Source organism: Streptomyces sp. NPDC050164 (assembly GCF_044459945.1).
Classification (GTDB): Bacteria; Actinomycetota; Actinomycetes; order Streptomycetales; family Streptomycetaceae; genus Streptomyces; species Streptomyces coeruleorubidus_A.
In genome coordinates this window covers 423,633-447,685 of record NZ_JBITJK010000002.1, presented here as the reverse complement: position 1 = coordinate 447,685, position 24,053 = coordinate 423,633, and the positions used below count along the sequence as shown (strand labels likewise).

Annotated in this window: 24 protein-coding genes and 2 tRNA genes; 9 read left to right on the top strand and 17 right to left on the bottom strand. The window is 72.0% G+C overall.

Annotated features, from left to right (window positions below; genetic code table 11):
- The first annotated feature begins 26 nt into the window (after positions 1-26).
- Positions 27-494 carry a hypothetical protein gene (locus ACIBNA_RS04875; RefSeq protein ID WP_399163837.1) on the top strand — a complete coding sequence of 156 codons (468 nt, stop codon included), beginning with the start codon at positions 27-29 and terminating at the stop codon, positions 492-494.
- 79 nt (positions 495-573) lie between these two features.
- Here the strand turns inward: ACIBNA_RS04875 and ACIBNA_RS04870 are convergent.
- The 6 genes from ACIBNA_RS04870 to ehuB form a co-directional block, all read right to left on the bottom strand.
- Positions 574-647, bottom strand: a tRNA-Lys gene (locus ACIBNA_RS04870).
- Between the two features lie 99 nt (positions 648-746).
- Positions 747-1,508, bottom strand: coding sequence for an IclR family transcriptional regulator (locus tag ACIBNA_RS04865; RefSeq protein ID WP_399163836.1), 762 nt, complete (start codon positions 1,506-1,508; stop codon positions 747-749).
- A gap of 198 nt (positions 1,509-1,706) precedes the next feature.
- Positions 1,707-2,492 (bottom strand): ectoine/hydroxyectoine ABC transporter ATP-binding protein EhuA, encoded by a 786-nt coding sequence (gene ehuA, locus ACIBNA_RS04860; protein ID WP_399163835.1) that lies wholly within the window; start codon positions 2,490-2,492, stop codon positions 1,707-1,709.
- Positions 2,482-3,132: an ectoine/hydroxyectoine ABC transporter permease subunit EhuD gene (gene ehuD, locus ACIBNA_RS04855; protein WP_399163834.1), complete on the bottom strand. Its 651-nt coding sequence runs from the start codon at positions 3,130-3,132 to the stop codon at positions 2,482-2,484. Before ehuD ends, ehuA begins: the two co-directional genes overlap by 11 nt.
- A complete protein-coding gene (gene ehuC / locus ACIBNA_RS04850; protein ID WP_399163833.1) occupies positions 3,129-3,830 on the bottom strand; it encodes an ectoine/hydroxyectoine ABC transporter permease subunit EhuC in 702 nt (233 codons plus the stop codon). The genes ehuD and ehuC overlap by 4 nt, the downstream gene beginning before the upstream one ends.
- Positions 3,827-4,756 (bottom strand): ectoine/hydroxyectoine ABC transporter substrate-binding protein EhuB, encoded by a 930-nt coding sequence (gene ehuB, locus ACIBNA_RS04845; protein WP_399163832.1) that lies wholly within the window; start codon positions 4,754-4,756, stop codon positions 3,827-3,829. Before ehuB ends, ehuC begins: the two co-directional genes overlap by 4 nt.
- 107 nt (positions 4,757-4,863) lie before the next feature.
- On the opposite strand from ehuB, the gene ACIBNA_RS04840 reads away from it, so the two are divergent.
- Positions 4,864-5,358, top strand: a complete 495-nt coding sequence (locus ACIBNA_RS04840) for a DUF3830 family protein (RefSeq protein WP_399163831.1) — start codon at positions 4,864-4,866, stop codon at positions 5,356-5,358.
- Here ACIBNA_RS04840 and ACIBNA_RS04835 read toward each other — a convergent pair.
- Together ACIBNA_RS04835 and ACIBNA_RS04830 are read right to left on the bottom strand one after the other, a co-directional pair.
- Positions 5,339-6,748 carry an amidase gene (locus ACIBNA_RS04835; protein ID WP_399163830.1) on the bottom strand — a complete coding sequence of 470 codons (1,410 nt, stop codon included), beginning with the start codon at positions 6,746-6,748 and terminating at the stop codon, positions 5,339-5,341. The genes ACIBNA_RS04840 and ACIBNA_RS04835 overlap by 20 nt on opposite strands.
- A gap of 18 nt (positions 6,749-6,766) precedes the next feature.
- Positions 6,767-7,714, bottom strand: coding sequence for a D-2-hydroxyacid dehydrogenase (locus ACIBNA_RS04830; protein ID WP_399163829.1), 948 nt, complete (start codon positions 7,712-7,714; stop codon positions 6,767-6,769).
- A 198-nt stretch (positions 7,715-7,912) separates the two neighbouring features.
- On the opposite strand from ACIBNA_RS04830, the gene ACIBNA_RS04825 reads away from it, so the two are divergent.
- The 4 genes from ACIBNA_RS04825 to ACIBNA_RS04810 all read left to right on the top strand — a co-directional run bounded on the left by ACIBNA_RS04825 (position 7,913) and on the right by ACIBNA_RS04810 (position 11,135).
- On the top strand, positions 7,913-8,728 hold the full coding sequence (locus ACIBNA_RS04825; RefSeq protein ID WP_399163828.1) for an aspartate/glutamate racemase family protein: 816 nt from the start codon (positions 7,913-7,915) through the stop codon (positions 8,726-8,728).
- Complete coding sequence (locus ACIBNA_RS04820) at positions 8,725-9,456, top strand: aspartate/glutamate racemase family protein (RefSeq protein ID WP_399163827.1); 732 nt, start codon at positions 8,725-8,727, stop codon at positions 9,454-9,456. The genes ACIBNA_RS04825 and ACIBNA_RS04820 overlap by 4 nt, the downstream gene beginning before the upstream one ends.
- Before the next feature lie 311 nt (positions 9,457-9,767).
- Complete coding sequence (locus tag ACIBNA_RS04815; RefSeq protein ID WP_399163826.1) at positions 9,768-9,953, top strand: hypothetical protein; 186 nt, start codon at positions 9,768-9,770, stop codon at positions 9,951-9,953.
- A gap of 90 nt (positions 9,954-10,043) precedes the next feature.
- Positions 10,044-11,135, top strand: a complete 1,092-nt coding sequence (locus tag ACIBNA_RS04810; protein ID WP_399163825.1) for an LLM class flavin-dependent oxidoreductase — start codon at positions 10,044-10,046, stop codon at positions 11,133-11,135.
- Here ACIBNA_RS04810 and ACIBNA_RS04805 read toward each other — a convergent pair.
- Positions 11,111-12,970 (bottom strand): putative bifunctional diguanylate cyclase/phosphodiesterase, encoded by a 1,860-nt coding sequence (locus tag ACIBNA_RS04805; RefSeq protein WP_399163824.1) that lies wholly within the window; start codon positions 12,968-12,970, stop codon positions 11,111-11,113. The two genes, ACIBNA_RS04810 and ACIBNA_RS04805, sit on opposite strands and share 25 nt — an antisense overlap.
- Positions 12,971-13,247: 277 nt before the next feature.
- On the opposite strand from ACIBNA_RS04805, the gene ACIBNA_RS04800 reads away from it, so the two are divergent.
- Positions 13,248-14,543 carry a M6 family metalloprotease domain-containing protein gene (locus ACIBNA_RS04800; RefSeq protein ID WP_399163823.1) on the top strand — a complete coding sequence of 432 codons (1,296 nt, stop codon included), beginning with the start codon at positions 13,248-13,250 and terminating at the stop codon, positions 14,541-14,543.
- A 60-nt stretch (positions 14,544-14,603) separates the two neighbouring features.
- On the opposite strand, the gene ACIBNA_RS04795 is transcribed toward ACIBNA_RS04800, so the two are convergent.
- From ACIBNA_RS04795 to ACIBNA_RS04765, 7 genes are all read right to left on the bottom strand, one after another.
- Positions 14,604-14,677: transfer RNA gene (locus ACIBNA_RS04795), tRNA-Lys, on the bottom strand.
- Positions 14,668-15,276 (bottom strand): bifunctional DNA primase/polymerase, encoded by a 609-nt coding sequence (locus tag ACIBNA_RS04790; protein WP_399163822.1) that lies wholly within the window; start codon positions 15,274-15,276, stop codon positions 14,668-14,670. The genes ACIBNA_RS04795 and ACIBNA_RS04790 overlap by 10 nt, the downstream gene beginning before the upstream one ends.
- Before the next feature lie 136 nt (positions 15,277-15,412).
- Entirely contained in the window at positions 15,413-15,781 is a 369-nt protein-coding gene (locus ACIBNA_RS04785) for a hypothetical protein (RefSeq protein WP_306966778.1), read from the bottom strand.
- Positions 15,782-15,901: 120 nt separating this feature from the next.
- Complete coding sequence (locus tag ACIBNA_RS04780) at positions 15,902-17,236, bottom strand: AAA domain-containing protein (RefSeq protein ID WP_399163821.1); 1,335 nt, start codon at positions 17,234-17,236, stop codon at positions 15,902-15,904.
- Positions 17,233-18,825 carry a hypothetical protein gene (locus tag ACIBNA_RS04775; RefSeq protein WP_399163820.1) on the bottom strand — a complete coding sequence of 531 codons (1,593 nt, stop codon included), beginning with the start codon at positions 18,823-18,825 and terminating at the stop codon, positions 17,233-17,235. The genes ACIBNA_RS04780 and ACIBNA_RS04775 overlap by 4 nt, the downstream gene beginning before the upstream one ends.
- The gene (locus ACIBNA_RS04770; RefSeq protein ID WP_399163929.1) at positions 18,816-20,060 is read right to left on the bottom strand and encodes a hypothetical protein; all 1,245 of its coding nucleotides are present in this window, start codon (positions 20,058-20,060) and stop codon (positions 18,816-18,818) included. The genes ACIBNA_RS04775 and ACIBNA_RS04770 overlap by 10 nt, the downstream gene beginning before the upstream one ends.
- A complete protein-coding gene (locus ACIBNA_RS04765; protein ID WP_399163819.1) occupies positions 20,011-20,964 on the bottom strand; it encodes a phosphatase PAP2 family protein in 954 nt (317 codons plus the stop codon). The genes ACIBNA_RS04770 and ACIBNA_RS04765 overlap by 50 nt, the downstream gene beginning before the upstream one ends.
- 191 nt (positions 20,965-21,155) lie before the next feature.
- Here ACIBNA_RS04765 and ACIBNA_RS04760 point away from each other — a divergent pair, with 191 nt between their 5' ends.
- Positions 21,156-21,758: a histidine phosphatase family protein gene (locus tag ACIBNA_RS04760; RefSeq protein ID WP_399163818.1), complete on the top strand. Its 603-nt coding sequence runs from the start codon at positions 21,156-21,158 to the stop codon at positions 21,756-21,758.
- 110 nt (positions 21,759-21,868) lie between these two features.
- On the opposite strand, the gene ACIBNA_RS04755 is transcribed toward ACIBNA_RS04760, so the two are convergent.
- Complete coding sequence (locus ACIBNA_RS04755) at positions 21,869-23,317, bottom strand: hypothetical protein (protein ID WP_399163817.1); 1,449 nt, start codon at positions 23,315-23,317, stop codon at positions 21,869-21,871.
- Positions 23,318-23,613: 296 nt separating this feature from the next.
- Here ACIBNA_RS04755 and ACIBNA_RS04750 point away from each other — a divergent pair, with 296 nt between their 5' ends.
- Positions 23,614-24,009 carry a hypothetical protein gene (locus ACIBNA_RS04750; protein ID WP_399163816.1) on the top strand — a complete coding sequence of 132 codons (396 nt, stop codon included), beginning with the start codon at positions 23,614-23,616 and terminating at the stop codon, positions 24,007-24,009.
- Positions 24,010-24,053: the final 44 nt, after the last annotated feature.

Genomic DNA, 24,053 nt, shown 5'->3' with positions numbered 1-24,053 from the left:
GGCGCATCGACCTCGGGGGATGCGCGATGGACGTGATGTTCTACGGCGCACCCGGCCTGATCATGGCCGGGGCGCTCTTCATGACATACCGCGTGCTGAGTCGCTGGCTGCAGATCCGCGGCGCCTGGAACAGCGGCCTGACGGCTCAGGCGCGCTGCCTGCGGGCGTTCACGACGACCCACGGCGGCGGTCGTGACACCTCCGTCCGCACCACGCTGCACCACGTCTACGAGTTCATCACGCACGACGGTCGCGTGATCCGGTTCGAGGAGGAGAACGGGCCGGGGACGATCCTCGAGGGCGACTACGTCACCGTCTACTACACCGACGGCCCCCAGGTCGTGGCCACGGCCCAGGCGCCGAGCCGGGGCAGGCACGCGGCGGCCACCGTCGGCATCCTGGCGTTCCTCGGCGTGATCGTCGTGTTCTGCGTGGGCTTCATGGTGACGTACACCGAGATGTCGGCGATGGCCTCGGACGTCGCCGGATTCTGACCCGCCTGCCGCAGGCTGACCAGGGAGGACACCGAACACGCCGAAGGGCCTCCCGCTCCCACGAGAGGCCCTTCACCGGTGCGCCGCCAGGGACTCGAACCCCGGACCCGCTGATTAAGAGTCAGCTGCTCTAACCAACTGAGCTAGCGGCGCATGACTCCCGCCGACCGCGTCCGCATCGCGCGTTCGCGGCGGGCGACGAAGAAAATAATACCTGGTCCCGAGGGGTGCTTCGACCACCCGGGGCACCCTCTAGATCGCCATGGACAGCAGGACCGGTGCCGCGTTGCGGTTGAGGGCGTCCGCGGCCTGGCGCAGGCGGTGGGCGTGCTCGACCGGGAGGGACAGGGCCAGGCAGCCGACGGAGGAGCCGGCCGTGACGGGGACGGCGGCGCAGACCGTGCCGACCGCGTATTCCTGGAGGTCCAGGACGGGCGCGGTGGGTGGCTGGGACTCCAGCCGGGAGAGCAGCAGCCGGTCGCTGGTGATGGTGCGCGAGGTGAGGCGGGCCATCTTGTGCCGGGCGAGGTGGTCGCGGCGGGCGGCGTGGTCGAGCTGGGTGAGCAGGCTCTTGCCGATCGCGGTGGCGTGGGCCGAGGAGCGGAAGTCGACCCACTCGTTGACCTTGGGCGTGGCCGGGCTGTCGGCGTACTGGGTGACGCTGATCTCGCCGTCGACGTACCGGCTCATGTAGACGGCGGCGCCGACCGAGTCGCGCAGCCGGTCGAGGGTGTGCTGGAGCTTGTCGCGCAGGGCCTGCTCGCGGTGCTGGGCGGAGCCGAGGCGGGTCAGCGTCTCGCCCGTGACGTACGCGCCGTCGGTGATCTGCTCGACGTAGCCCTCGCGGCGCAGCATGCGCAGCAGCGCGGTCAGCCGCTCGGGTCCGATGCCGGTGTGCCGGGCGAGCTCGGCGTCGGTGACTCCGGTGGAACTGCGCGCCACCGTCTCCAGGACGCGCAGGGCTTCCTGGGCCGAGTGGTACGGGGTGGTCGGCGGCTCGTGCTTCAGCGCCACGGTGGTCTCCCCCTGCGCTTGCTGTTGGGCCGTGAATCCGGACAGCGAATCCCCTCCACGATAACCGGCAAAGGGGTTGGGGAGGGCGGGGGTTGACAAGATTCCCGGGCCCCCGGACTGGGGCATTGACTCTCTGGCATATGCCAGAAGCATGCCCCAGTCCGGGGGCCCGGTGTTCCGCCTGGTCACGCCCTGTAGTCAGAGGACCGCGCTGAGGAACTCCCGCGTGCGGTCCTGCTCCGGCTCGCTGAAGATCTTCTCCGGCGGGCCGGACTCGATGACCCGGCCCGAGTCGAACATCAGTACCTGGTCGGAGATGTCCCGGGCGAAGTTCATCTCGTGGGTCACGCAGAGCATCGTGATGTCCGTGGAACGGGCGATGTCCCGCAGCACGTCGAGGACGCCCGCGACCAGCTCCGGGTCGAGCGCGGAGGTCACCTCGTCCAGGAGCAGCACCTGCGGCCGCATCGCCAGCGCCCGCGCGATCGCCACCCGCTGCTGCTGCCCGCCGGACAGCTGCGCCGGGTGCTTGTCGAGGTGGTCGGTCAGCCCGACCAGCTCCAGCAGCTCGCGCGCCCGCTCCTCGGCGGCGTCCTTGGACATGCCGAGGACCGTGACCGGGGCCTCGGTGATGTTGCGCAGGACCGTCATGTTCGGGAACAGGTTGAACTGCTGGAACACCATCCCGATCTTCTTGCGGACCTCGCGCACCTGCTTCTCGGGCGCCGGGAACAGCTGCTCCCCGTCCACGGTGATGGTGCCCTCGTCGGGCTTGAGCAGCGTCATCAGCAGCCGGAGGATCGTGGTCTTGCCGGATCCGGAGGGGCCGATCAGCGTGACGTGCTTGCCGGCGTTCACGGAGAAGTCCAGGTGGTCCAGGACCGTGTGGTCGCCGAACCGCTTGGTGACCTGCTCCAGCCGGATCAGCTCGCCGGTGCTCCTGGCGGGGTTCTTCTCGGGGTTGGGGAGAGTGTCAGTGGGCAAGGCGTCGCTCCAGGGCTCGCAGGAGAAGGGAGGCCAGATAGGAAATGACGATGAAGGCCGCTCCGATCACCGTGAGCGGCTCGGTGAACTGGAAGTGCTCCTGAGAGAACAGGCGCGCGTGGCCGAGCATCTCCAGCACGGTGATCGCCATCAGCATCGGCGTGTCCTTGAGCATCGCGATGACGTAGTTGCCGAGCGCAGGCACGACCCGGCGCACCGCCTGCGGCAGGATCACCGCGGTCCACGTCCGGCGCAGCGGCAGGTTCAGCGCCGTCGCCGCCTCCCACTGGCCGACCGGCACGGCCTCGATACCGGCGCGGTAGACCTGCATCGTGTACGTCGAGTAGTGCAGCCCGATGGCGAAGACGCCCGTGGCGAGCGCCGAGAAGGTCAGGCCCCACTCGGGCAGCACGTAGTAGAGGAAGAACAGCTGCACCAGCAGCGGGGTGTTGCGGACGAACTCCGTGACGGCGCCGACCGGCCAGGTCACCCAGCGCGTCGGCAGCCGCATCAGCAGCGCCCACACCAGACCCAGCACGAACGAGATCAGCGAGCCGATCACCAGGATCTGCAGGGTGACCAGCAGACCTTCCCAGAAGTCCGGCATGAAGCCGGAGACCGCGCTCCAGTCCCAGTTCATCGGACCGCCTCCACCACGACCGGCTCAGGCGCCCGGGTCTTGCTGTCGGGCTTCTTCCCGACACCCGCCTTGAGCTTCTTCTCCAGCCCGCGCATGACCCGGGTGAGCAGGAAGGCGATCACGAAGTAGATGAGCAGGATGTACGTGTAGATCTCCGCGCTCTCCTGCAGCGCCAGGCGCACCAGATTGCCGCTGAACGCCAGGTCGCCCATGCCCATGATCGACACCAGGGCGGTGCCCTTGAGCAGCTCGATGAGCAGGTTGGAGAACGGCGGGATCATCTCCGGCACCGCCTGCGGCAGGAGGATCAGCCGCATCCGCTGCCACGGCGTGAAGCTGAGCGCGATGCCGCCCTCCTTCTGCGCCGGGTCGACCGCGCCCAGTGCACCGCGCACGATCTCGGAGCCGTACGCCCCGTAGGTCAGGCCGAGCGCCAGCGTGCCCGCCCACAGTGGCACCAGCTGCCAGCCGAAGGCCGGGGGCAGCACGAAGAAGACCCAGAAGATCATGACCAGGGCCGAGGTCCCGCGGAACACCTCGGTGTAGAAGCCCGCGATGAAGCGGACGATCCACAGCCGGTGGGTGCGCAGGACACCGACGACGAAGGAGACCGCCGTGGCCAGCAGCGCGCTACAGACGAGCAACTGGATCGTGACCCAGATGCCCTTGAGTACGAGTTCCCAGAGTCCCGAGGTCATCCGCCGCAGAGCTCCTTCGCGGTCAGATCCGTCATCTCGGCCTCCGTGAAACCGAAGGGCTTGAGGATGCGGAAGAGTTCGCCGCTCTTCTTGAGCTTGTGCAGCTCGACGTTGAAGGCGTCCCGCAGGTTGGTCTCGGTCGGCCGGAACGCGAAGGCGCCTCCGTCGACGTGCGGCTTGCCGCCCACGATCGGCTTGAAGGGCTCGGTGGCCTCCGCCTTGGCGGACTTCTTCACCACCTCGCGTACGGTGAGCGCCGTACCGGCGAACACGTCCACGCGCCCCGCCTCGACCGCGTTCAGGCCCGCGACCTGGTCCGGGACGATCAGGATCTCGCTCTCCTTGTACCCCGCCTCGACGGCGTACTGGATCTCGGCGTATCCGGTCCCGGTGGCGAACTTCGCCTTCTTCTCGACGACGTCCTTGTAGCTGTGCAGCCCCTTGGGGTTGCCCTTGCGGACGATGAACGAGTCGAGCATCTGGTAGTCGGGGTCGGAGAAGATGACCTGCTCGCAGCGCTCGGGATTGACGTACATCCCGGCGGCCACGACGTCGAACTGCTGGGAGTTCAGGCCCGGGATGAGCGAGCCGAACTCGGTCGGCACGGGCTGCACCCGGTCGACGCCGAGACGCTTGAAGATCACCTTGGCCAGTTCCGGTGCCTCACCGGTCAGCTCGCCGTTCTTGTCGATGAAGCCGAACGGGATCTCACCGGCGATGCCGAGGCGGACGACGCCCGCGGCCCGGAGCCGGCCGAGCAGGTCACCGCCCTCGGTGCTGGACGCCGTGGCCACTCGGCTGCATCCGGCGGCGCCCAGCGCGCCGAGCGCCGCGACCCCCGCGAGCAGCGACCGGCGTGTGGGCCCGGATGCGGCCTGGGATATGGGTTCCGGACTTCTCAGTGGGCTTCTCTGTGGTGGAGCCATGGGCGCGCGGCTACCCGACCGCATCCGAGTTATGCCGATCTTTTCAAGCCCCGCACGTCTCCCGGTGCGCCCTTGACCGCGGGGGCGGCGAGCACTCCCATGGAGGCATGGCTGATCGATATATCGAAGTCTCGCTGGTCAAACGCGACGTGACCTGCAGGGCCAGGCTCCTGGACGACCGCGCGCCGATCACCTGCGCGGCCGTCTGGGATGCCCTTCCGCTGGCCGGCGACGTCTACCACGCGAAGTACGCACGCAACGAGATCTACGCCCTTTTCCCGCCGTTCGCCGAAACCGAGCCACCTCTGGAAAACCCGACCGTCACCCCCATTCCGGGTGACCTGTGCTATTTCGCCTTCGCGGGTACGGAGTTGGGGACCAAGTCCTACGGCTACGACCGCGAGGTCCGTCCCGGGACCACGCTCGTCGACCTGGCCCTGTTCTACGAGCGGAACAACCTGCTGCTGAACGGCGACGTCGGCTGGATCCCCGGCATCGTCTGGGGCCAGATCGTCGAGGGCCTGGACACCATGGCCGAGGCGTGCAACGACCTGTGGAGGTCGGGAGCGGCGGGGGAGACGCTCAGCTTCCGGAGGGCCTGAGCCGGCTGGCGGACGCCACGCCGGCCTCGTACAGCGCGTGGGCCGCCCGCAGCACCAGATCGTCCCGGTGCCGGGCGGCCACGAGCTGAAGACCGATCGGCAGTCCGTCCCCGTCGGCGCCGACGGGCACGCTGGCCGCGGGCTGCTGCGTCATGTTGAACGGGTACGTGAACGGTGTCCAGCCCGTCCAGCGCCGATGGCCGGATCCCTTCGGCACCTCGGCGCCCGCCTCGAACGCCGTGATCGGCAGGGTCGGCGTGACGAGCAGGTCGTAGGTGTCGTGGAAGCTGCCCATCCGCCGCCCCAGGTCCATCCGGACGTCCACCGCGGCCAGATAGTCCAGCGCCGAGTAGCGGGCGCCCTGTGTGCAGATCTCGCGCAGGCCCGGGTCCAGCAATTCCCGCTGCCGCGGTCCCAGATGCTCGGTCACCCGGGCCGCCCCGCTGAACCACAGGGTGTGGAAGGCCTCCACCGGTTCGGTGAGGTCCGGGTCGGTCTCCGTGACGTAGGCGCCGAGCTTCGCCAGCCGCTCCACGGCGTGCCGCACCGCCGCCGCGACCTCCGGACGCACCGCCACCTGACCGCCCAGCACGGGCGAGTACGCCACGCGCAGCCCGTGCACCCCGCCCGTCAGGCCGTCCCGGAACGAACCGGGCGGCGGGGCGAGCGCCGACCAGTCGCGTGAGTCCGGATGGCCGATCACGTCCATCAGCAGCGCCGCGTCCGCCGCGTCCCGGGTCATCGGCCCGACGTGCGCCAGCGTGCCGAACGCGCTCGCCGGGTAGAGCGGCACCCGCCCGTACGTCGGCTTCAGCGCGAAGATCCCGCAGAACGACGCCGGGATACGGACACTGCCGCCGCCGTCCGTGCCCAGCGACAGCGGCCCCGCGCCGAGCGCCACGGCCGCCGCGCTGCCGCCGCTCGACCCGCCGGCGGTGCGCGAGGGGTCGTACGGGTTGCGCGTCACCCCGCTCAGCGGCGAGTCCGTCACGCCCTTCCAGCCGTACTCGGGGGTCGTCGTCTTGCCGATGAACACCGCCCCGTGCTCCCGCAGCCGGGCCACGGACGGGGCGTCCTCGTCCCAGCGCCCCGCCGGATCCACGGCCTTCGACCCGCGCAGGGTCGGCGCGCCGCGCAGCAGCAGGATGTCCTTGACGGTGACCGGCACCCCGTCCAGCAGCCCCTGTGGCTCACCGCGCCGCCATCGCTCCTCCGACTCCCGGGCCCGGGCCAGCGCGTCCTCGGCGGTCAGCCGGACGAAGGCGTTCACCTCCGGCTGGATCGCCTCGGCCCGCTCCAGCGCCGCGCGGGTCGCCTCCACAGGGCTCCACTCGCCCTTGCGGTAGCCCTCGAGGAGCCGTACGGCGGTCAGCTCGGTGAGCTCGGTCATGCACCCTCCAAGGAAACGTCAGTGTCCGGGTACATACCCGCGCTGCTTGTCGACCACGTTCTCCAGCGGCTTTCCCGCCGCCCACAGCTCGTACAGCTCGACGAACTGCGCGCCGAGCTCGTCCCGCCAGCCGATGGTGTCGCCGCTCATGTGGGGGGACACGATCAGGCCCGGGACCTGCCACAACGGGCTGGTGGGGGTCAGGGGCTCGGACTCGAAGACGTCCAGTGCGGCGCCCGCGATCCAGTGCTTGGCCAGGGCCTCGGCGAGCGCGTCCTCGTCGACCAGTTGGCCGCGGCCGACGTTGACGAAGCGGGCGGACGGTTGCATCACGCCGAAGCGGCGGGCGTCGAACATGCCCTGTGTCTGATCGGTGAGCGGTGCCGCAGCGATCACCCAGTCGGCGCGCGCCAGCAGCCGGTCCAGATCCTCCGGGCCGTGCACGCCGGTGCGCGGGGCGCGGCCCACGAGCGCCGTCGTGATGTCCAGCGCGCCCAGCGTGCGGGCGATCGCCCGGCCGATCGGCCCGGTGCCGACCACCACGGCCCGGCTCCCGGCGACCTTGTGCGACTCGCGGTGCCGCCAGGTCCGCTCCCGTTGCAGCTCCAGCGTGCGCGGCAGGTCCTTGGCCATCGCCAGCACGAGTGCGGCGACGTACTCGGCGATCGGCTGGTCGAAGATGCCGCGCGCGTTCGTCACCACCGTGTCGGAAGCGGCGAGTTCCGGACACATCAGGTGGTCCACACCGGCGCTCGCCGTGTGCACCCAGCGTGGCCGTGGGCCCTCGCCGGGCCAGGCGTCCCGCACGGCGCGCGAGGTGAAATCCCACACCAGCAGTACATCCGCACGCGGGAGGCGCTCGGCGAGACCCTGCGCGTCGGTGTGTTCGATACGGGCGTGGCCGGTGAGGCTCCCGAGGCGGGGGAGGGGTTCGGCGTCCAGGACGAGGAGGGTGGGAGTGGGCATGAGCAGCCGTTTCTCCAGCCGTGCGGCGGGGGCGGCCTGCCTTCGGGAGGCGGCCGGTGACGACGAGTTAACACGGTGTTGACCAGGGAATGATCCGGACGGATTGACCACGCTCGCACCCGAACCTACCGTCGTCAACACGGGCGTTCCCACGATCCGTTGCACACTCGTTGCCCAGTGTGAGGCCGGTGCCCTGCCATGGACGTCTCATTTCTCGGCGGGCCCAGCCCGCAGCGCGGGGTCGGCGTCGTCGCCCCCTTCGACTTCGCACTCGACCGCGAGCTGTGGCGCTGGGTGCCGGACGAGGTCTCCCTGCACATGACACGAACACCGTTCGTGCCGGTCGAGGTCAGCCTCGATCTGGCCCGCATGGTCAGCGAGCACCAGACGCTGAGCGAGGCGGTCCGCACGCTCAACGCGATCGCCCCCGAGGTCATCGCCTACGCCTGTACGTCGGGCAGCTTCGTCGGCGGCGTCATGGGCGAGCGCTCGATGTGCGAGGCGATGAGCCGGGCGGGCGCCGTACCGGCGATCACCACCTCGGGCGGACTGCTGGAAGCCCTGGTGGAGCTGGACGTACGGCGCGTGGCGCTGGTGACGCCGTACACGGTGTCGGTGACGCAGTCGCTGGAGGCGTACGTCGCCCAGGCGGGCGTCACGATCTCCGGCTGTGCCTTCATGGGCCTGACCCGGCACATCTGGAAGGTCCCCTACCGGGAGGTGGTGGACATGGCGCGGCAGGCCGTACGCGACGACGCCGACGCCCTGTTCATCAGCTGCACCAATCTGCCCACCTACGACGTCATCCCCCAACTGGAGGCCGAGCTGCGCATCCCGGTGATCTCGGCCAACCAAGTGACGATGTGGGCGGCGTTGCGCCGACTGGGTACCCGTGCGGTGGGACCGTATCAAGCGCTGATCAATCCGGATGCGCGTGCCGGTCTCGGATCGCCGGGGGCGGACCCCGGTCCCGTCGTGCCGGAAAAAGAGCAGCAGCAGGAAGGCTGGACATGACAGCACTGGGATTTCTCTACCCGGGCCACTCGGCCGAGGACGACTTTCCGCGCATCGAGCAGTTGCTGGGCAGCGACATCCGGGTGGACCTGGTGCACACCGACATCGGTGAGGACGCGCACCGGGTGGATGCGCTGCTCGAGATGGGCTCCGCCGGCCGGCTGGCGGCGGGCGTGCAGGAGCTGCGGCACGCCGGCGCGGACGCCGTGGTGTGGGCCTGCACCAGCGGCAGCTTCGTCTACGGCTGGGACGGCGCGCAGGAGCAGGTGCGCACCCTGGCGCAGACGGCCGGCATGCCGGCCTCCTCGACGTCCTTCGCGTTCGTGCACGCGGTGCGGGAGCTGGGGGCGCGCCGGGTCGCGATCGGCGCGACGTACCCGGACGACGTGGCCCAGCTGTTCGCCGAGTTCCTGCGGGCGGACGGCGTCGAGGTCGTCTCGGTGAAGAGCTCCGGCATCATCACGGCCGCCGAGGTCGGCACGTGGGGCGAGGCGGAACTCCTCGCCCTGGCCCGGCACTCCGACCATCCCGACGCCGATGCCCTCCTCCTGCCCGACACGGCCCTGCACACGGCGGCACACATCCCGGCCCTGGAGAAGGAACTCGGCAAGCCGATCCTCACCGCCAACCAGGTCACGGTCTGGGAGGCCCTCCGCCTGGCGGACCGCCGCGTGAACGCGCCGGAACTGGGCGTCCTGTTCACGAGGGAGCCGATCGTCCAGGCGTGAGCCGACCTGTGAACGGCTTCTGAACCGACGCCCGGAATCGGTCCCACCTCTTCGGTGGGGCAGATCCGGGCGTAGGGGGGCGAACTGTCCGCCAAGGGGTGAGGAACCCTCAACTCCGATGTCTCACCGGGCGCTTGAGTTGACCGAAAGCGCGTTCCCCTTCAGTTGTCCACCCCGTGCACACTGGCCACGTCCGCAGCCAGTCGCGCCGTGAAGGACGGTTCCCGATGGCCGAACCGGGCCGGTTCAGATTCCATGTAAGCGCTGTCCAGCTGTCGGGGTGCCTGCTGTGCTGGAGCCTGGCCGCAGCGATGGCCACTGCCGCCGTGGACGCCGTCCTCGACCCGCAGGCGCGCTGGTGGGGCGCCGTGTGGTCCCTGCCCTGGTGGCTCGCCTGTGCGGCCGCCCTCGCGTGGGCCGTTCTCCGCGTCCGCGAGAAGGCCGCCCGGCGGCCCCCGTACGGCGGAGTGCAGAGCGACTGGGAGCAGGTCGCCTGACGGTCCGGCTCCCATCCGGGAACAACCGGAGACAGTCCCCTGTTAACGCCGGAACGACAGCACACGGCCCACAGCAGGAGGCACCCCACCGTGGCGGCAGACGAGATACGCGGCGCAGCGCAGGGCAGCGCCCCCGTCCCCCTCTCCGTACTGGACCTGGTCACCGTAGGGGCCGGCCGCACCGCCTCCGACGCGCTGCGCACCAGCGTCGACCTGGTCCGCCTCGCTCAGGCCCGCGGCTTCCACCGCTACTGGGTCGCCGAGCACCACTCCATGCCGGGCGTGGCCTCCTCGTCCCCGGCCGTGATCCTGGCCCACCTCGCCGCCCACACCGACCGCATCCGCCTCGGCTCGGGCGGGGTGATGCTGCCCAACCACGCCCCGCTCGTCATCGCCGAGCAGTTCGGCACGCTGGAGGCCATGGCCCCGGGCCGCATCGACCTCGGTCTCGGCCGCGCGCCCGGCACGGACGGCGCCACGGCAGCGGCTCTGCGTCGCACCGACCGGCCAGGCGAGGGCGCCGACGACTTCCCCCAGCAGCTCGCCGAGCTGACCCGCTTCCTCGACGACGACTTCCCCGACGGCCATCCCTACCGCCGTATCCACGCCGTACCGGGCCCCGTCCAGGCGACCGGCCCCGGCGGCGTCCAGTCCCCGCACCGCCCGCCGGTCTGGCTGCTCGGCTCCTCCGGCTTCAGTGCCCGCCTCGCCGGTGCCCTCGGACTGCCCTTCGCCTTCGCGCACCACTTCTCGGCGCAGAACACGATCCCGGCCCTGGACCTGTACCGGGAGTCCTTCCAGCCGTCCGCCGTGCTCGCCGAGCCGTACGCCCTCATCGGCGTCTCCGCCCTCGCCGCCGACGAGGAGCGGGAGGCCCGCCGTCAGGTGCTGGCCGCCGCCCTCAGCATGGTCCGGCTGCGCACCGGACGCCCCGGCCTCGTGCCCAGCCCCGAGGAGGCGGAGGCCTACGAGTTCAGCCCGATGGAGCGCGACTTCGTCGACTCCTGGAACGCCAACGTCATCCACGGCACCCCCGACGAGGTCCGCTCCGGCCTGGACGACCTGGCCAAGCGCACCGGCGCCGACGAGCTGATGATCACGGCCAACGCGCACGGCGGCGACGTACGCGTACGCTCCTACGAACTCATCGCCGACGCCTACGGGTTGCCGACGCCCGCCTGAACGCCCGGCGTGCCCAGCAGCTCGGAGATGCGATCCGGCGGCACCGGACGGGAGTAGAGCCAGCCCTGTCCGGTGTCGCAGCCGATGCGCCGCAGCCGACTGGCCTGGGCCGAGGTCTCCACGCACTCGGCCGTGACGGTCAGCCCGAGCCGGTGGGCGAGCTGGATCATCGCCTCGACCACGACCTCGTCGGCCGGGTTCGGGCGGGTGGCCGTGTCCCGGTCGTCGTACTGGAAGCCGCGGACGAAGGTGCCGTCCAGCTTCAGGACGGACACCGGCAGGCGGCTGAGGTAGGCCAGGTTCGAGTAACCGGTGCCGAAGTCGTCGATGGCGATGCGCACGCCCATGTCGCTGAGGGCCTTCAGGGTCTGGAGCGGCCGGCCGGCCGAGCCCATCACCGCCGACTCGGTGAGCTCCAGCTGGAGCAGGTGCGGCGCGAGGCCCGTCTCGGCCAGCGTCTGGGCCACGTCGGCCACCAGGTCGGAGTCCCAGACCTGACGCACCGCCACATTCACGCTCACGAAGATGGGCGGCTCGTCGGGGTGGTCCAGCTGCCATCGACGGGCCTGCCGGCAGGCCGTGCGCAGCACCCAGCGGCCCAGCGGAACGATCGACCCGTCCTCCTCGGCAAGTCCGATGAACCGATTCGGCGTCAGTACGCCGAACTGAGGATGATTCCAGCGGATGAGCGCCTCGACCCCGTGCAGCCGGTCGTCCTCCATGCCGACCAGCGGCTGGTACTCCAGCCGGAACTCGCCCCGGTCGATGGCCGGCCGCAGCGTGGACGCGAGGGCCTGGCGGGTCATGCGGTGGGCGTTGCGCTCCGGGTCGAACAGGGTCCAGCGGGACTTGCCGTCGGCCTTCGCCCAGTACAGCGTGGTGTCCGCCGCCTGCATCAGGGCGGTCGGGGTCGTCCCGGCCGCGTGCCGCTCCACCACGCCGATCGACGCCGAGACCGACAGGCGCTGCCCGGAGATGTCGAACGGGTCCTGGATCGCCTCCAGCACAGACTCGGCGAGCTCGGCCAGTTGCTCGGTGCCCGTGGAGTCCTCGACGAGCAGCGCGAACTCGTCACCGCCGAGCCGGGCCACCAGCGGGGTGCTGGGCCGGGAGTGTCCGGCCTCGTCCGCGCAGCGCGTCAGGCGCTCGGCGACGGCGGCCAGCAGCCGGTCGCCCACGCGGTGGCCGAGGGTGTCGTTGATGGCCTTGAAGCCGTCCAGGTCCAGGTAGCACAGGCCGATCCGGCCGGTGCCGCTCTGCTCGTACGACTCCGCCTCCAGCGCGGCCGACAGGCGTTCGAAGAACAGCGTGCGGTTGGGCAGCCGGGTCACCGGGTCGTGCATCTGCAAGTGCCGCAGCCGGGCCTGGAGTTCGCGGCGGGGGCTGATGTCGGCGACGGAGAGCAGGACGACCCGGTCGTCGGCGGGCAGCGGGGCGACCGTCACCTGCACCCACAGCGAGTGCCCGTCGGGGTGCTTGAGACGGCGCGTGCAGCGCAGCCGGGACTGCCGGCCGCGCAGCACCTCGCGGTACGCGTGCCAGGTGCGGGCGTCGCAGGTGAGGTCGACCACGTCGGCGGCGACGGCCCCGGCCAGCTCGTCCGGGGCGCTGCCGAGCAGCGTGGCGAGCGAGTCGTTGGCGCTGACGACCATCCCCTCGCGGTCGACGACGGCCATGGCGAGCGGGGCGGCAGTGAAGACGGAGCGGTAGGGCGGATGCGCCGGAGGCTCGGTACGGGGAGGCGTGTCGATCTCACTCTCTGTGACGACCGGCCGGTCGAGGTCTGCCGCGGGCGCCGGCCCTTCGGAGGTTCCGCTCACCGCTCGCTCCCGCATGTATTCGATCTCTGTCCGTGCAGGAAAGGTCAGGAAAGTGTGCCGATCATAGATGCTGGCTCCGGGCCCTTCCAGCCAGTCATAAGTGTTCCCGGCCAGTCGGCTCTTCTGCCAGATCGTTTCTGCTCATGCACGGGCGGCTTCTTCAGGCCCCCGACCAGTTGTGACGTTCCGTGAGTGCTTCCGGGGCGTCGCCTTCCGTGATTTTTCGGCCCCTTCACCCGAGTGGTGCAGGCAAACAGGGTGCAGTACGACAAATCATCACAGGCTGGGTGCGGTGTCCCGTGAACCGTACCCGGAGGTACCCGTGCCGCGTCAGTTCTCGCGCGCCCGACTGCGCAGCACCGCGGCCGTGTTCACCACCATGTCGGCGCTCGCCGCGACCTCCCTCGGCACCGGCCCGTCGGCCGCCGAGCCCGACTCGGCCGCGCCCTGCGCGCTGACCCGCACCGACGCCCACCACTCGGAGGGCCTGGACACCTGGAACGCCGCCTATCCGCGCCCGGCCCGGGCCCTGGACGCGGTCATGGTCTTCCTGTCCTTCCCGGACGCCCATCCGCTGACCACGCCGCAGGAGCTGACCGCCGACCACTTCCCGGCCACCACCCGCTTCTTCGAACGCGCCTCCTACGGCCGTTTCACCCTGCGCCCGCACCCGCTGCGGCACTGGATCCGGATGCCGCAGCCGTCCACGGCGTACGCCATACAGCGCGACTGGAGCGCCGCGCACCGGGCCGCGTATCTGCGGGACGCGCTCTCCGTGGCCGACCCTCAGGTCGACTTCTCCCGCTACGACGTCGTGTACTTCGTCGCCGACCCGGACGCGCCCGGTGTGGACTCCGACGCGACCAAGGTGGTCAACCTCACGAGTCCGATGCGGGTCGACGGCGCCGATCTGCGCCGGGTCGTCACGGTGTTCGAGCAGCATCCGCCGGACCGGCTCGTGCTCGCCCACGAGACCGGGCACGTGTTCGACCTGCCCGACCTCTACCACCGGCCCGTGGACGGCAAGGGCGACTGGGACACGCATGTCGGCGACTGGGACCTGATGGGCAGCCAGTTCGGACTGGCTCCCGACCTGTTCGGCTGGCACAAGTGGAAGCTGGGCTGGCTGGCCCGGCGGCAGGTGCGGTGCGTGCAGGACGCCGGGCCCGCCCGGCTGACCCTGGAGCCGCTGGCGGCCGGGCCCGGGGTGCAGATGGCGGGTGCGGCGGGGGCGCCGGCCTTCGGTCTCGGGCGGGGCACCAAGCTCGCGGTGGTGCGTACGGGCCGCGACAGTGTGCTGGCGTTCGAGGCGCGGGGGTCGGTGGGCAACGACGTGGCCGCGTGCCGGCAGGGGGTGCTGGTGTACCGGGTGCGGGGCGAGGCGCAGTCCGGGGGCGGGCCGATCGAGGTGATCGACGCCCACCCGGGCACCGCGGCCTGCTGGGAGGACTCGGTCTACCCGCCCCTCGCGGATGCGCCGATCGGCCCGGGGGAGAGCTTCACGGTGCCGGGGGAGGGTGTCCGGGTGGAGGTGGAGGGGCGTACGGCGTCCGGGGCCTGGACGGTGAAGATCACAGCGGGCCGTTGAAGGTGCTCCGGCACGGCATGCAGAAGGCCCCTCGCTTTCGCGAGGGGCCTTTGCCGTCTGTGCGCCGCCAGGGACTCGAACCCCGGACCCGCTGATTAAGAGTCAGCTGCTCTAACCAACTGAGCTAGCGGCGCCTGCTGACGTCGTAGACCTTAGCACCCTGGTCGGCGGGAGGAAAAATCGATATCCGCACGGCCGAACGGGCCGCCCGGACGGCCGCCCACAGCAGTACCTCGGGGCCGGGCAGCCAGGGCTGACGGGTGTCGGGGGCGACGAGCCAGCGGGCGCCGGAGCGGCTGGGAGAGGCGTCGTCCGCCGGTGCCGGGACGGTCACCGCGTCGCCCGTGCCGTGGCACAGCAGGGGCGGTACCCCGCCCGTGCGGCCGGTGCGTCCGGACTCCTCGGTGTCCCCGCCGTGCTTGCCCCACTCCTCCCACTCCAGCAGAGCCGGCAGCCGCTGGGCCGTGCCGGGCGCGGCGAACAGCAGCATCCGGCCGCGGAGCTCGGCGACCGGCCCCGAGCCGGGCCCGTCGTCCCACAGTCGGTCGAGCATCTGCCGCCCGAACATCGCGGGCGCGCTGACGACGTCGAAGACCGCCCCGCAGGGCAGCACGACCGGTGCGTCCGGCCGCTCCTCCCAGAGGGCGAGCGTGCTCCGCGGATACGTTCCTGCCGAAGCGAGCCAGGCGGCTCCGTCCGGGGTGACGTGGGAGGCGTTCCATGCGCTGCTCATGGCGTCAATGTCTACCGGCCGTGAACGCGCGGTTCCCGAGGGTTGCGGGAAATCGGGACAGGAAGGGATGGGAGGGAGTATCTTGCCCGCCTGGCATATGCCGCGGAGATCGGCAAGGCGGCGGAGCCCCCGGGTCTCACACCGGGTCGACGGGCCCCCGGCCCTCGCCGCCGCCCCGCATCAGGTCCCGGCCGAACTCGACCATCTTCTTGGCGTAGTCCTCGGTCCACTCGGCCCGCTCGGCGATGTCCGCGGTCGTCAGCCGGTCGAACCGCCGCGGATCGGCCAGCTGCGCCGCCGCGATCGCCTGGAACTCCACCGCCCGGTCCGCCGCGGCCCGGAACGCCAGCGTCAGCTCCGTCGCGCGGGACAGCAGCGCGCGGGGATCGTCGATCGACTCGAGGTCGAAGAAGTGCTCAGGGTCGGAGGCCGCCTCCGCGGGCTCGAAGAGCAGGGGCGCGGGGCGTAGCCGCGGTTCGTTCCGACGCGGCGTGGGCTCCGCCATGTCTACTCCTCCTCGTACGTTGCGCTGACCCTCCCGGTGGAGTGGGCCACCGTCCATTGTCTCGCGGGCGCGCAAGTGGGCATCGCGGTAGTGGTACGGCTGCGACAGCATCGGTGTTCGTCAGGGCTGCCAGGACACCCGGTGTTCCGCCAGGTGTGCCAGCACCGCGTGATTCGCCTCCCACCCGTCCGGAAACTTCACCACCGTCCCCAGCTGCACCGGCTCCGTCGACGGATAGTCGTCCAGCAGGTCGCTGACGCCCGCCCGGCAGACCACGATGCACGCGTGCCGGTGGCGGGAGGCCAGGACGCACAGGCGGCCCGTCTCCAGGTGGAAGGCGGTGGCGTCGGGGCGGCCGGAGAGGGGGTGCAGGACCACCGTGACGTCGTACTCGCGGCCCTGGAGCCGGTTGGCCGTGTCCACGACCACGTCGGTGACGCCGAGGTCGGCCAGGGCGGCACGGACCGCGGCCGCCTGGTCCCGGTGTGCCGTGCCGACGGCGATCCGGTCGGCGGTCAGGGGAGAGGGGTCGGGTGAGCGTTCCGACGTCGCCGCGCCGCCCCGGTCCAGCAGCCGTCGTACGACCGCAGCCACCGCCCGTACCGCCTCCGGGTCCGTGCGCGGGGTGTGCCGCGCGGGCAGCTCCAGCAGGCCCCAGCCCGACTCGGCCGCCTCGTCGATCACCCGGTCGGGGCCCGAGCCGTCCGACGGCACGGCCAGGGACAGCCGCCGGTCGCCGTGGCCGGTGCCGCTGCGGAACGGGGTGTACGGGTAGAAGGCGTCCGAGACCAGGGGCGCCGCGGAGGCCGGGAGCCGCCAGGAGACCGGCAGACGGTGCTGGGGCAGGTCCGGGTTGTGCGCGAGCAGGGTCGTCACCGCCGAGGCCGACGGGTCGTAGGCGAGGCCCGCCCACTGCTCGCTGCCCACGATCGCGAACGGGTCGAGCTGCCCCGGGTCGCCCACGAACAGCGCCCGCTCGAACAGCCCGGCCACCGCGAGCAGCGCGTCCGAGCGCATCTGGTACGCCTCGTCGACGATCGCGTGCCGCCACGGCTCGTCGGTCTTCACGTGCGCCCACTTCGCCGCCGTCGAGATCACCACGGCCAGCCCGGCGAGGTCGGCCGCCTTCGCCGACTTGCGGACGTTCTCCAAGCCGTCGAGCGCCTTGTCGTACGGGTCGGCGTCGCTGCTGTGCAGCCGGCCCACCGGCAGCTCGGGGTTCTTCTCGGCGAGCCGCAGGACCAGGTCGTCGACCTGGGCGTTGGTCTGCGCCACCACCATCAGCGGATGGCCCGCCTCGGCCAGCTCCAGGGCCGCGCGGACGACGAGCGTGGACTTGCCGGCGCCGGGCGGGGAGTCGACGACGACACCACGCGCGGTGCCGTGCAGCGTGTCGTGGAGGATCGCGTCGGTGGCCTGCGTCGCGGCGGCGGAGGGATCGAGGAGCGTCGTCACAGCACGTCCTCCTCGGTCACCGGGTCGGCCGCCTCCAGGGTCGCCTCACCGGGCGGCCCGCCGTGCGTCCACGGCGTCTCCTCCGGGTCGGGCAGCTTCGCGCCGCCCCGCTGCTCGTGCTCGAAGAGCGTGAAGCAGACCCGGTCGCCCTTCTCCGGCACCGAGCCCGGCTCGGGCTCCTTGCCGCGGCCCATCTTGTCGAGGACCCGCAGCACGACGTACGCGCCGTCCTCCTCGGCCCCGACGAACTCCGCCGACTGCGGCTTCCCGCCCAGCGACCGGTACACCTTCGTGCGCTCCCCGAGGTGCGGCCGGTCGTCCGTGCGCACCGTGACCAGGGGGCGCGGGCTGGGCCGCTTGCCCTCGCTGTACGCCATCACGACGTTCGTGACCTCACCCGCGAACGCCTCCCCGGACAGCCGCCGTCCCGCCATCACCAGCGGGTCGTCGAGGGCCTCCTGCGCCTCCAGCCGGGCCTGTTCGCGCTCGCGTGTGGCGAGCTTGTTCGCCGCGGTGACCGCGTCGTCGCGGCGCGGCTGCGGGGGTTCGCCGGCCAGGACCCGGTCGCGGTGGCCGGTGAAGGACCAGCGGTCGCGGGTCCAGCGCTCCTCGACATGAGCCCCCTCGGGCAGCTCCCGCAGCAGGTCGAGGCCTCGCCACACCGCGTCCCAGGTGGGGCGGGTGCGGCTGAGCACCAGGTCCCGGATCTCCCGCTCGGCGGCGGTCAGCGCGCCGAGCCGGTCGTCGGCCTCCAGGCCGTCCTCGGCGGCGGCCAGGGCCGTGCGGGCACGGTCGTAGCGCTCGATGGCCGGGGCGAGCAGCTTGTTGTCGAAGGCCGGGTCGGTGGCCGGACCGGCCGGGGGACACGTCAGCTGGCCCTTTTCGTCCCGCTCCAGCTCGGCCCGCAGCGCCGCCTCGGCGCCGGTCAGGCCCTGCGGCGGGTCGACCCAGGCGAGCAGCGCCCCCAGGTGCTGGTCCTCCAGCGTGGACTGCCCGGTCGCCCAGTGCCGGCCCAGTACGTCGGTCATGGCCAGCAGCAGTGAGGAGCCGGGCACCCGGGCCCGCTCCCCGAAGTGCGTCAGCCACCGCCCGAGCAACGGCACCCGGGGCGGCGCCGGATACGGGGCCTGCGGATCCTGTTCCGCCGTACGCCGAAAGCGCGTGGAGCGCCCGAGCAGCCGCACCAGGTCGATGCCGCCGCGGCTCGGCACGATCAGCTGCGGCGCGTCCGCGCACAGGTCGACCTCGACCTTGACCCGCTTGCCGGTCTCCGGGTCGGTCTCGGTGCGCTCGGCGGCCTCCACGACCTCGGCGTACGCGTCGACGTACGGCAGCACCACGTCGGCCAGTTCGGCCAGGAACGCGAACCTGAGGTCGCGGTCGCGGGGCTGCGGGACGACCAGCAGACGCGGCGCGTCCCGGTCGGTGCCGACCAGCGCGCCGAGCGGGGCACCGGCCTCACCGGCGGTGGTGAGCGGCACGAACACCAGCGGGCGGTCGGACAGGTGCCGGTGCCGGACGGTCGCGGCGGGCTGGGCGCGGCCCGTGCTGACCGCTTCGAGCCGGGCCAGGGTGGAGATCAGCGACACGCCGCCTCCAGTGCCTCGGCGCGCAGGGCCGCGGCCCGCCGCAGGGCTGCCACGGCCGGATCGCCGGGGTCGCCCGCCTCGCCGCGAGCCGCCGCCAGGACGTCCTCGACCGTCGTCAGACCGCCGAGCTCCGCCCGCACCGGTCGCCCGAGCGAGGTCACCGCGCCCGTCTCGCGCGACCGGGTCCGGCAGTGGAAGGCCAGCTCGCACGCCGACAGGCACTCCGGCGCGTACGTCGCCGGGACCGATTCGACGGCGGCCGTCAGCTCGTCGGCGGGCAGCTCGGGGGAGAAGCACGTGCCCTCGGGGAGCGTCTCGGCGATGTCCTCGATGCGGGTCAGCCGGGTCAGCTGGCGGGCCGTCACCGCACGCTGCTTGCGGATGTCGACGGCGGACGCGGCCGGCAGGTTGGAGAAGTCCCGGGGGCAGACGAGCAGGATCCGGTGCCGCACGCGCGGGGACGGAGCCCTGTCCTGAGCGCTCCGCCTCCGGGGCGCTTCAGCCGGTGTCGAGGGGGCGACCGTGCTCGACCCTTCGGGCCTGCGCGCGCTCGCCCCCTCGACACCGGCGCACCCCTCCGGCTCCGCGCCGAGCCGCGCGGCGACCTCCTCCAGCGCCAGCACGTACACCGCCGCCTGCCGGGCCGCCGCCCCGACCTTCGCCGGGTCCGCCGAACCGTCAAGCAGCGGGAACGACTTGATCTCGACCACGGTCCAGCTGCCGTCCGGATGCACCACGACCGCGTCCGGTTCGAGGAACGCCGGGGAGCCCGCGACGTCGAGCGCGAGCATCGGGTGGTCGAGCAGCGTCCACGCGCCCGGGTGCGCGGTGGCCTCCCGCAACTCCAGCGCCGTACGGGCCGTACGCCCCTGGGGGCCGGTCGCCGTCAGGTCGGGCACGCGCGCCTCGGCGGGCGGCTCGGCGGTCCGGTCCAGCTTCTCGTGCACCAGCCGCAGCAGCTCCGCGCCGCCGTCGGCCTTGACCCGCGCCTCGAACGCGTTGCCCCGCGTGAGCGCGAACTGCGACTGTCCGAAGGCCGACGGCGAGCCCAGCGCGCTCGCCAGCGCCGCCTTGTTCACCCCGGCGCCGTCGAGGATCGCGCGCCGCGCACACCCGGGGTTGGCGGCCAGCGCCGCCAACGCGCGCGCGTCCAGGGCCTTCGCCGGTACGTCGGGACCGCGCAGCTCAGCGAGCCGGTGCCGGAGCGCCGTCCCCCGCGTCCTTGGGGGAGGCACTCGGCTCGGCTCCCACTGGGAACCGCGCATCGCGCTGCCGTGGAATTCGCTCACCCGCGGAAGTCTGACATCCGGCACTGACAATCGAGGAACCTGCGGCGGAAGATGCCGCCGTGACCGGCGCGACACTCGGCACCAACCGTGCCCTGGCGCGGTCCACCGTGCGCATCACGGCCGGCGCCAGCAGCAGCCCGACGCCCATCACGGCCGCGCCCGCGAGCGCGTCGAGGAAGTAGTGGTTGGCGGTGCCCATGACCACGATCGTCGTGATCAGCGGGTAGGCGACTCCCGCGACCTTCGCCGTGCGCGTACCGCCGTAGCGCCACAGGATCACTCCGCACCACAGGGCCCAGCCCACGTGCAGACTCGGCATGGCCGCGTACTGGTTGGTCATGCCCCCCATGCCGCGCGGTGCGCTCGCCGCGCCACCCCACCAGCCGTAGGAGCTGTACTGGGCCATCGTGTCCACGAAGCCGTGGCTCGCTTCGAGGAGCCGGGGCGGGCAGGTCGGCATCAGGGTGAAGCCGACCAGGCCTATGAGGGTGGACGTCATCAGCCACGTGCGCGCGGCGCGGTAGCGCACCGCGCGGGAGCGGAAGAGCCACACGAGGATCGCCGGCGTGACCAGGTAGTGCAGCGACGCGTACCAGAAGTCCGCCGGTATGCCTATCCAGGCCTCGCGCGTGAAGAGGCGGTTGAGCGGGTGCTCGAAGTTGAGATACAGCACCTTCTCGGCGCGCAGGAGCGCCAGGCCGTTGTCGACCGCACCGGAGACGTCGCCCCGGGCGAGGAGCCGGCCCGCCGAGTAGCACGCGTACACCAGCAGGATCAGCGGCAGCTCCGTCCACCAGCGCAGCCGGAGCGCCGGGGCCGCCTCGGTGCCCGGTGTCTCGGTGTGCGGCATCCGATCGCCCTCCCCCTTCGTCGTCACGCGGCGCCCGGCCGGTGGGTCGTGCCACTTTACGGCGTACGTGCGCGCCCTGGGAGCGCCCTCCGGACCTCAAAGACGCTGAGATCGCCCCCCGGGTTGCCCGCGACCAGCGTGCGCGATGATGGGGGAGTTCCGCTCGCGTTTTTCTCCCGGAAAGGTCCCCCATGGCTCCGCGCATCCTGCTGGCCCGGCACGGACAGACCGAGTGGTCGCTGTCCGGCAAGCACACGGGCAGGACGGATGTGCCGCTCCTGGAGGAGGGCCGGCGCGGGGCCAAGCTCCTCGGCGAGCGCCTGCACCGGGCGCCGTACGACGGTCTGCCCGGCGTCGAGGTGCGCACCAGCCCGCTGGCACGCGCGCGTGAGACGTGCGAACTGGCCGGTTTCGGCGAGCGCGCGCGTGCGTGGGACACGTTGCTGGAGTGGGACTACGGGGTGTACGAGGGCATGACCCCGGCGGACATCCAGGCCGTCCGGCCCGGCTGGCTCATCTGGCGCGACGGTGTCCCCGAGGGCGAGACCCTCGCGGAGATGACGGCCCGGGCGGACGAGGTGGTCTCCTGGGCCCGTGCCGAGGACCGGGACGTCCTGGTCTTCGCCCACGGGCACATCCTGCGGTCCATCGGGGCGCGCTGGCTCGGACTGCCGATCGACTTCGCGGCGCGGATACGGCTGAATCCGACGTCGCTGTCGGTGCTGGGGTGGGCTTACGGGGAGCCGGCGATCGAGAGCTGGAACGACTTGGGGCACCTGGCCACAGCCGCTTAGCCGCGGGCAGTCGTGCCGCTGGGGGCGGCACCCGTCCCAAAGAAAGCGGCACCCCGCCGGCGCCGGTGAGCGAACCCATCCCCGCCCGGGCCGCAGTCAACCTCAGCCCGTCACACCGTCCTCGGCAACGACGCGTGCCTTTCCAGGAACGCCGACACCCCAGAAGCCCGCCGGTGTGGTGACAACACCCGCGCCGTGGCCGCCAGCATCGTCTGGATCCGGGACGACTGGACCTCCTCCAGCAGGTCCAGCACCCGCATCCCCGCCACGGCGGCCTCGTCCGGCCGCCCGCCCCGCGCGAGGTCGTCCGCCAGCTCCGCCGTGTACAGCGCGATGTTCCGCGTGAAGTGCGGATCCTGCAGCTCCGCCGCCCGCCGCGCGTGCCGTGCCGCCCGGGGCCAGTCGCCGAGCGTGGACCAGCACTGCGCCTCCAGACCCTCCAGCTCGGCCTCTCCGTAGAAGCTCATCCACTCGGGGTCGTCGTCCGAGGGGCCCCGGTCGAAGAGGGCCTGGGCCCGGGCCAGTGCCTGCTCGCAGCCGACGCGGTCGGCGAGGCCCGCCCAGCCGCCCGCCTCGCGCAGGGCCAGCAGCGACATCAACCGGGCCGAGCCCACGGGCCGCGCGACGCGCTGTGCGGCCTGGGCGGCCCGGACCGCCTCGCGCGGCCGGCCCGCGTCGCGCGCGAGGAAGGCCGTGTTGCAGAAGGCATGCGCCTCCAGGGCCGGATCGCCGGTCATCCGGGCGGTCGCCAGCGCCTCCGCGTAGTGGGAGCGGGCGTCGTCGAAGCGTCCGGAGTCGTGGGCCAGCCAGCCCACGGAGATGGCCAGTTCACCGGCGCCCGAGTAGAGCCGGTCCGCCGTCGTCTGCCGGGTCGTACCGGCGTCCAGCAGGGCGTAGGCGGTGCGCAGCGGGGCCGCCGCACGGCGGTAGAGGCCGTCGGCCCCGTGCCGGTCGTCGAGCAGCCGGATGCGGCGGACGGCTTCTTCCAGGGCACCCGCGTCACTCGTCCCGGCGCGGCGCACGGGGCGCTGTGCCGCCGCGGCGTCGAGGGCGAGGCCGACAGGCCCCAGGGAGGCGGCGGCCACCGTGGCGCCGCCGGTCATGAATGCGCGACGTAGCACGTCGCTCTCCTCGTAGGTGTCGTGCGGGTGGTGCGGGTCGTACGGGTTCTGCGTTTCATACGGCTCGCACGCCCCGCTGGTCTCACTCGTGGCGTTGGCCGGGTTCGTGGTGAGCGTCAGGGGCGCGTCCTCGGTGTCGCGCGCCCGGCGTCCGCGTACCGACGAGCGGGGCGCGAACCCCAGGTCGGTGAGCGTGCGGCCAGGGAACATGTGCAGGAACACCCGTTCGTACGCGTAGTTGGGACAGCGGATCTCGCCCGCCTCGACCCGGCCGATGTACCGCGCGTCACAGCTGACCTGCTCGCCGATCGCCAGGGCGGCCCGGCGGATCGCCGCGGCGAACTCGGCCGGCGAGCGCTGTCCGCGCAGGTGCCGGAAGGCGAGGTTGGGCCGCGGTGGCCGGTTGGGTTGAGACGAGGTCACCGTTGACGACGCCATGGCCGGGTCCTCTCGTGCGAACCGACGAACCATGCCGGGTTCGGGGTGAGTTGTACGTGTTGTCCGTATGGTCTACCCCGTGTCCGGCGGGCAAGAACGTACCTGCTGTGCCGGAGTACTCACGCTGGGTTTGACTACAAACCGGATATCTCATCCGTGATCTGCCATGAAGTGCCATCCTTTGCGGCTGACTTCCGCCGTAGCCGTTGACGGCCTGCCGCGTTGAACCCCGTGGACCGGGAGGCCCCCGACTCCCGACCGCTCGTCCAAGCAGGGGTTCCGTGGTGGAGGCCGGGATGGAGACCAGCCAGATCAACGATCCTCGTACACCGCCGAGTGCGCCGCCGGCCGGCTGCGATGTCGTGACAGTGCCCGCCCGGCAGGGGCTGGAGGCGGTCGACATCCTGCGGCGCGGGGCCGGGGAAGCGGTCGGGCCCGTACTGCACGACGACGGCGGTGGCACGCTTGGCTTCCTGGTGCCGCCGGGGACGGCCGCGGGGTGGGACGTGCCGGGGAGCACGTGCACGGAGACCGACGGACGCGGGCTGACCCTGGCCCCCGCGCCTCCGGTGGAGGGCTCGGACTGGCTGCTGCCGCCCGGGGAGGCGGACCTCGCGACGGACCCCGCGGTGCTGCGCAAGGCCCTCGGAGAAGCGGCCCGGACGATCAAGGCGGCGGACAGCTGCCGCTGAGGCGCTGACGCCCGGCGGGTGCGTACGCCCCGCTTAACATCCCC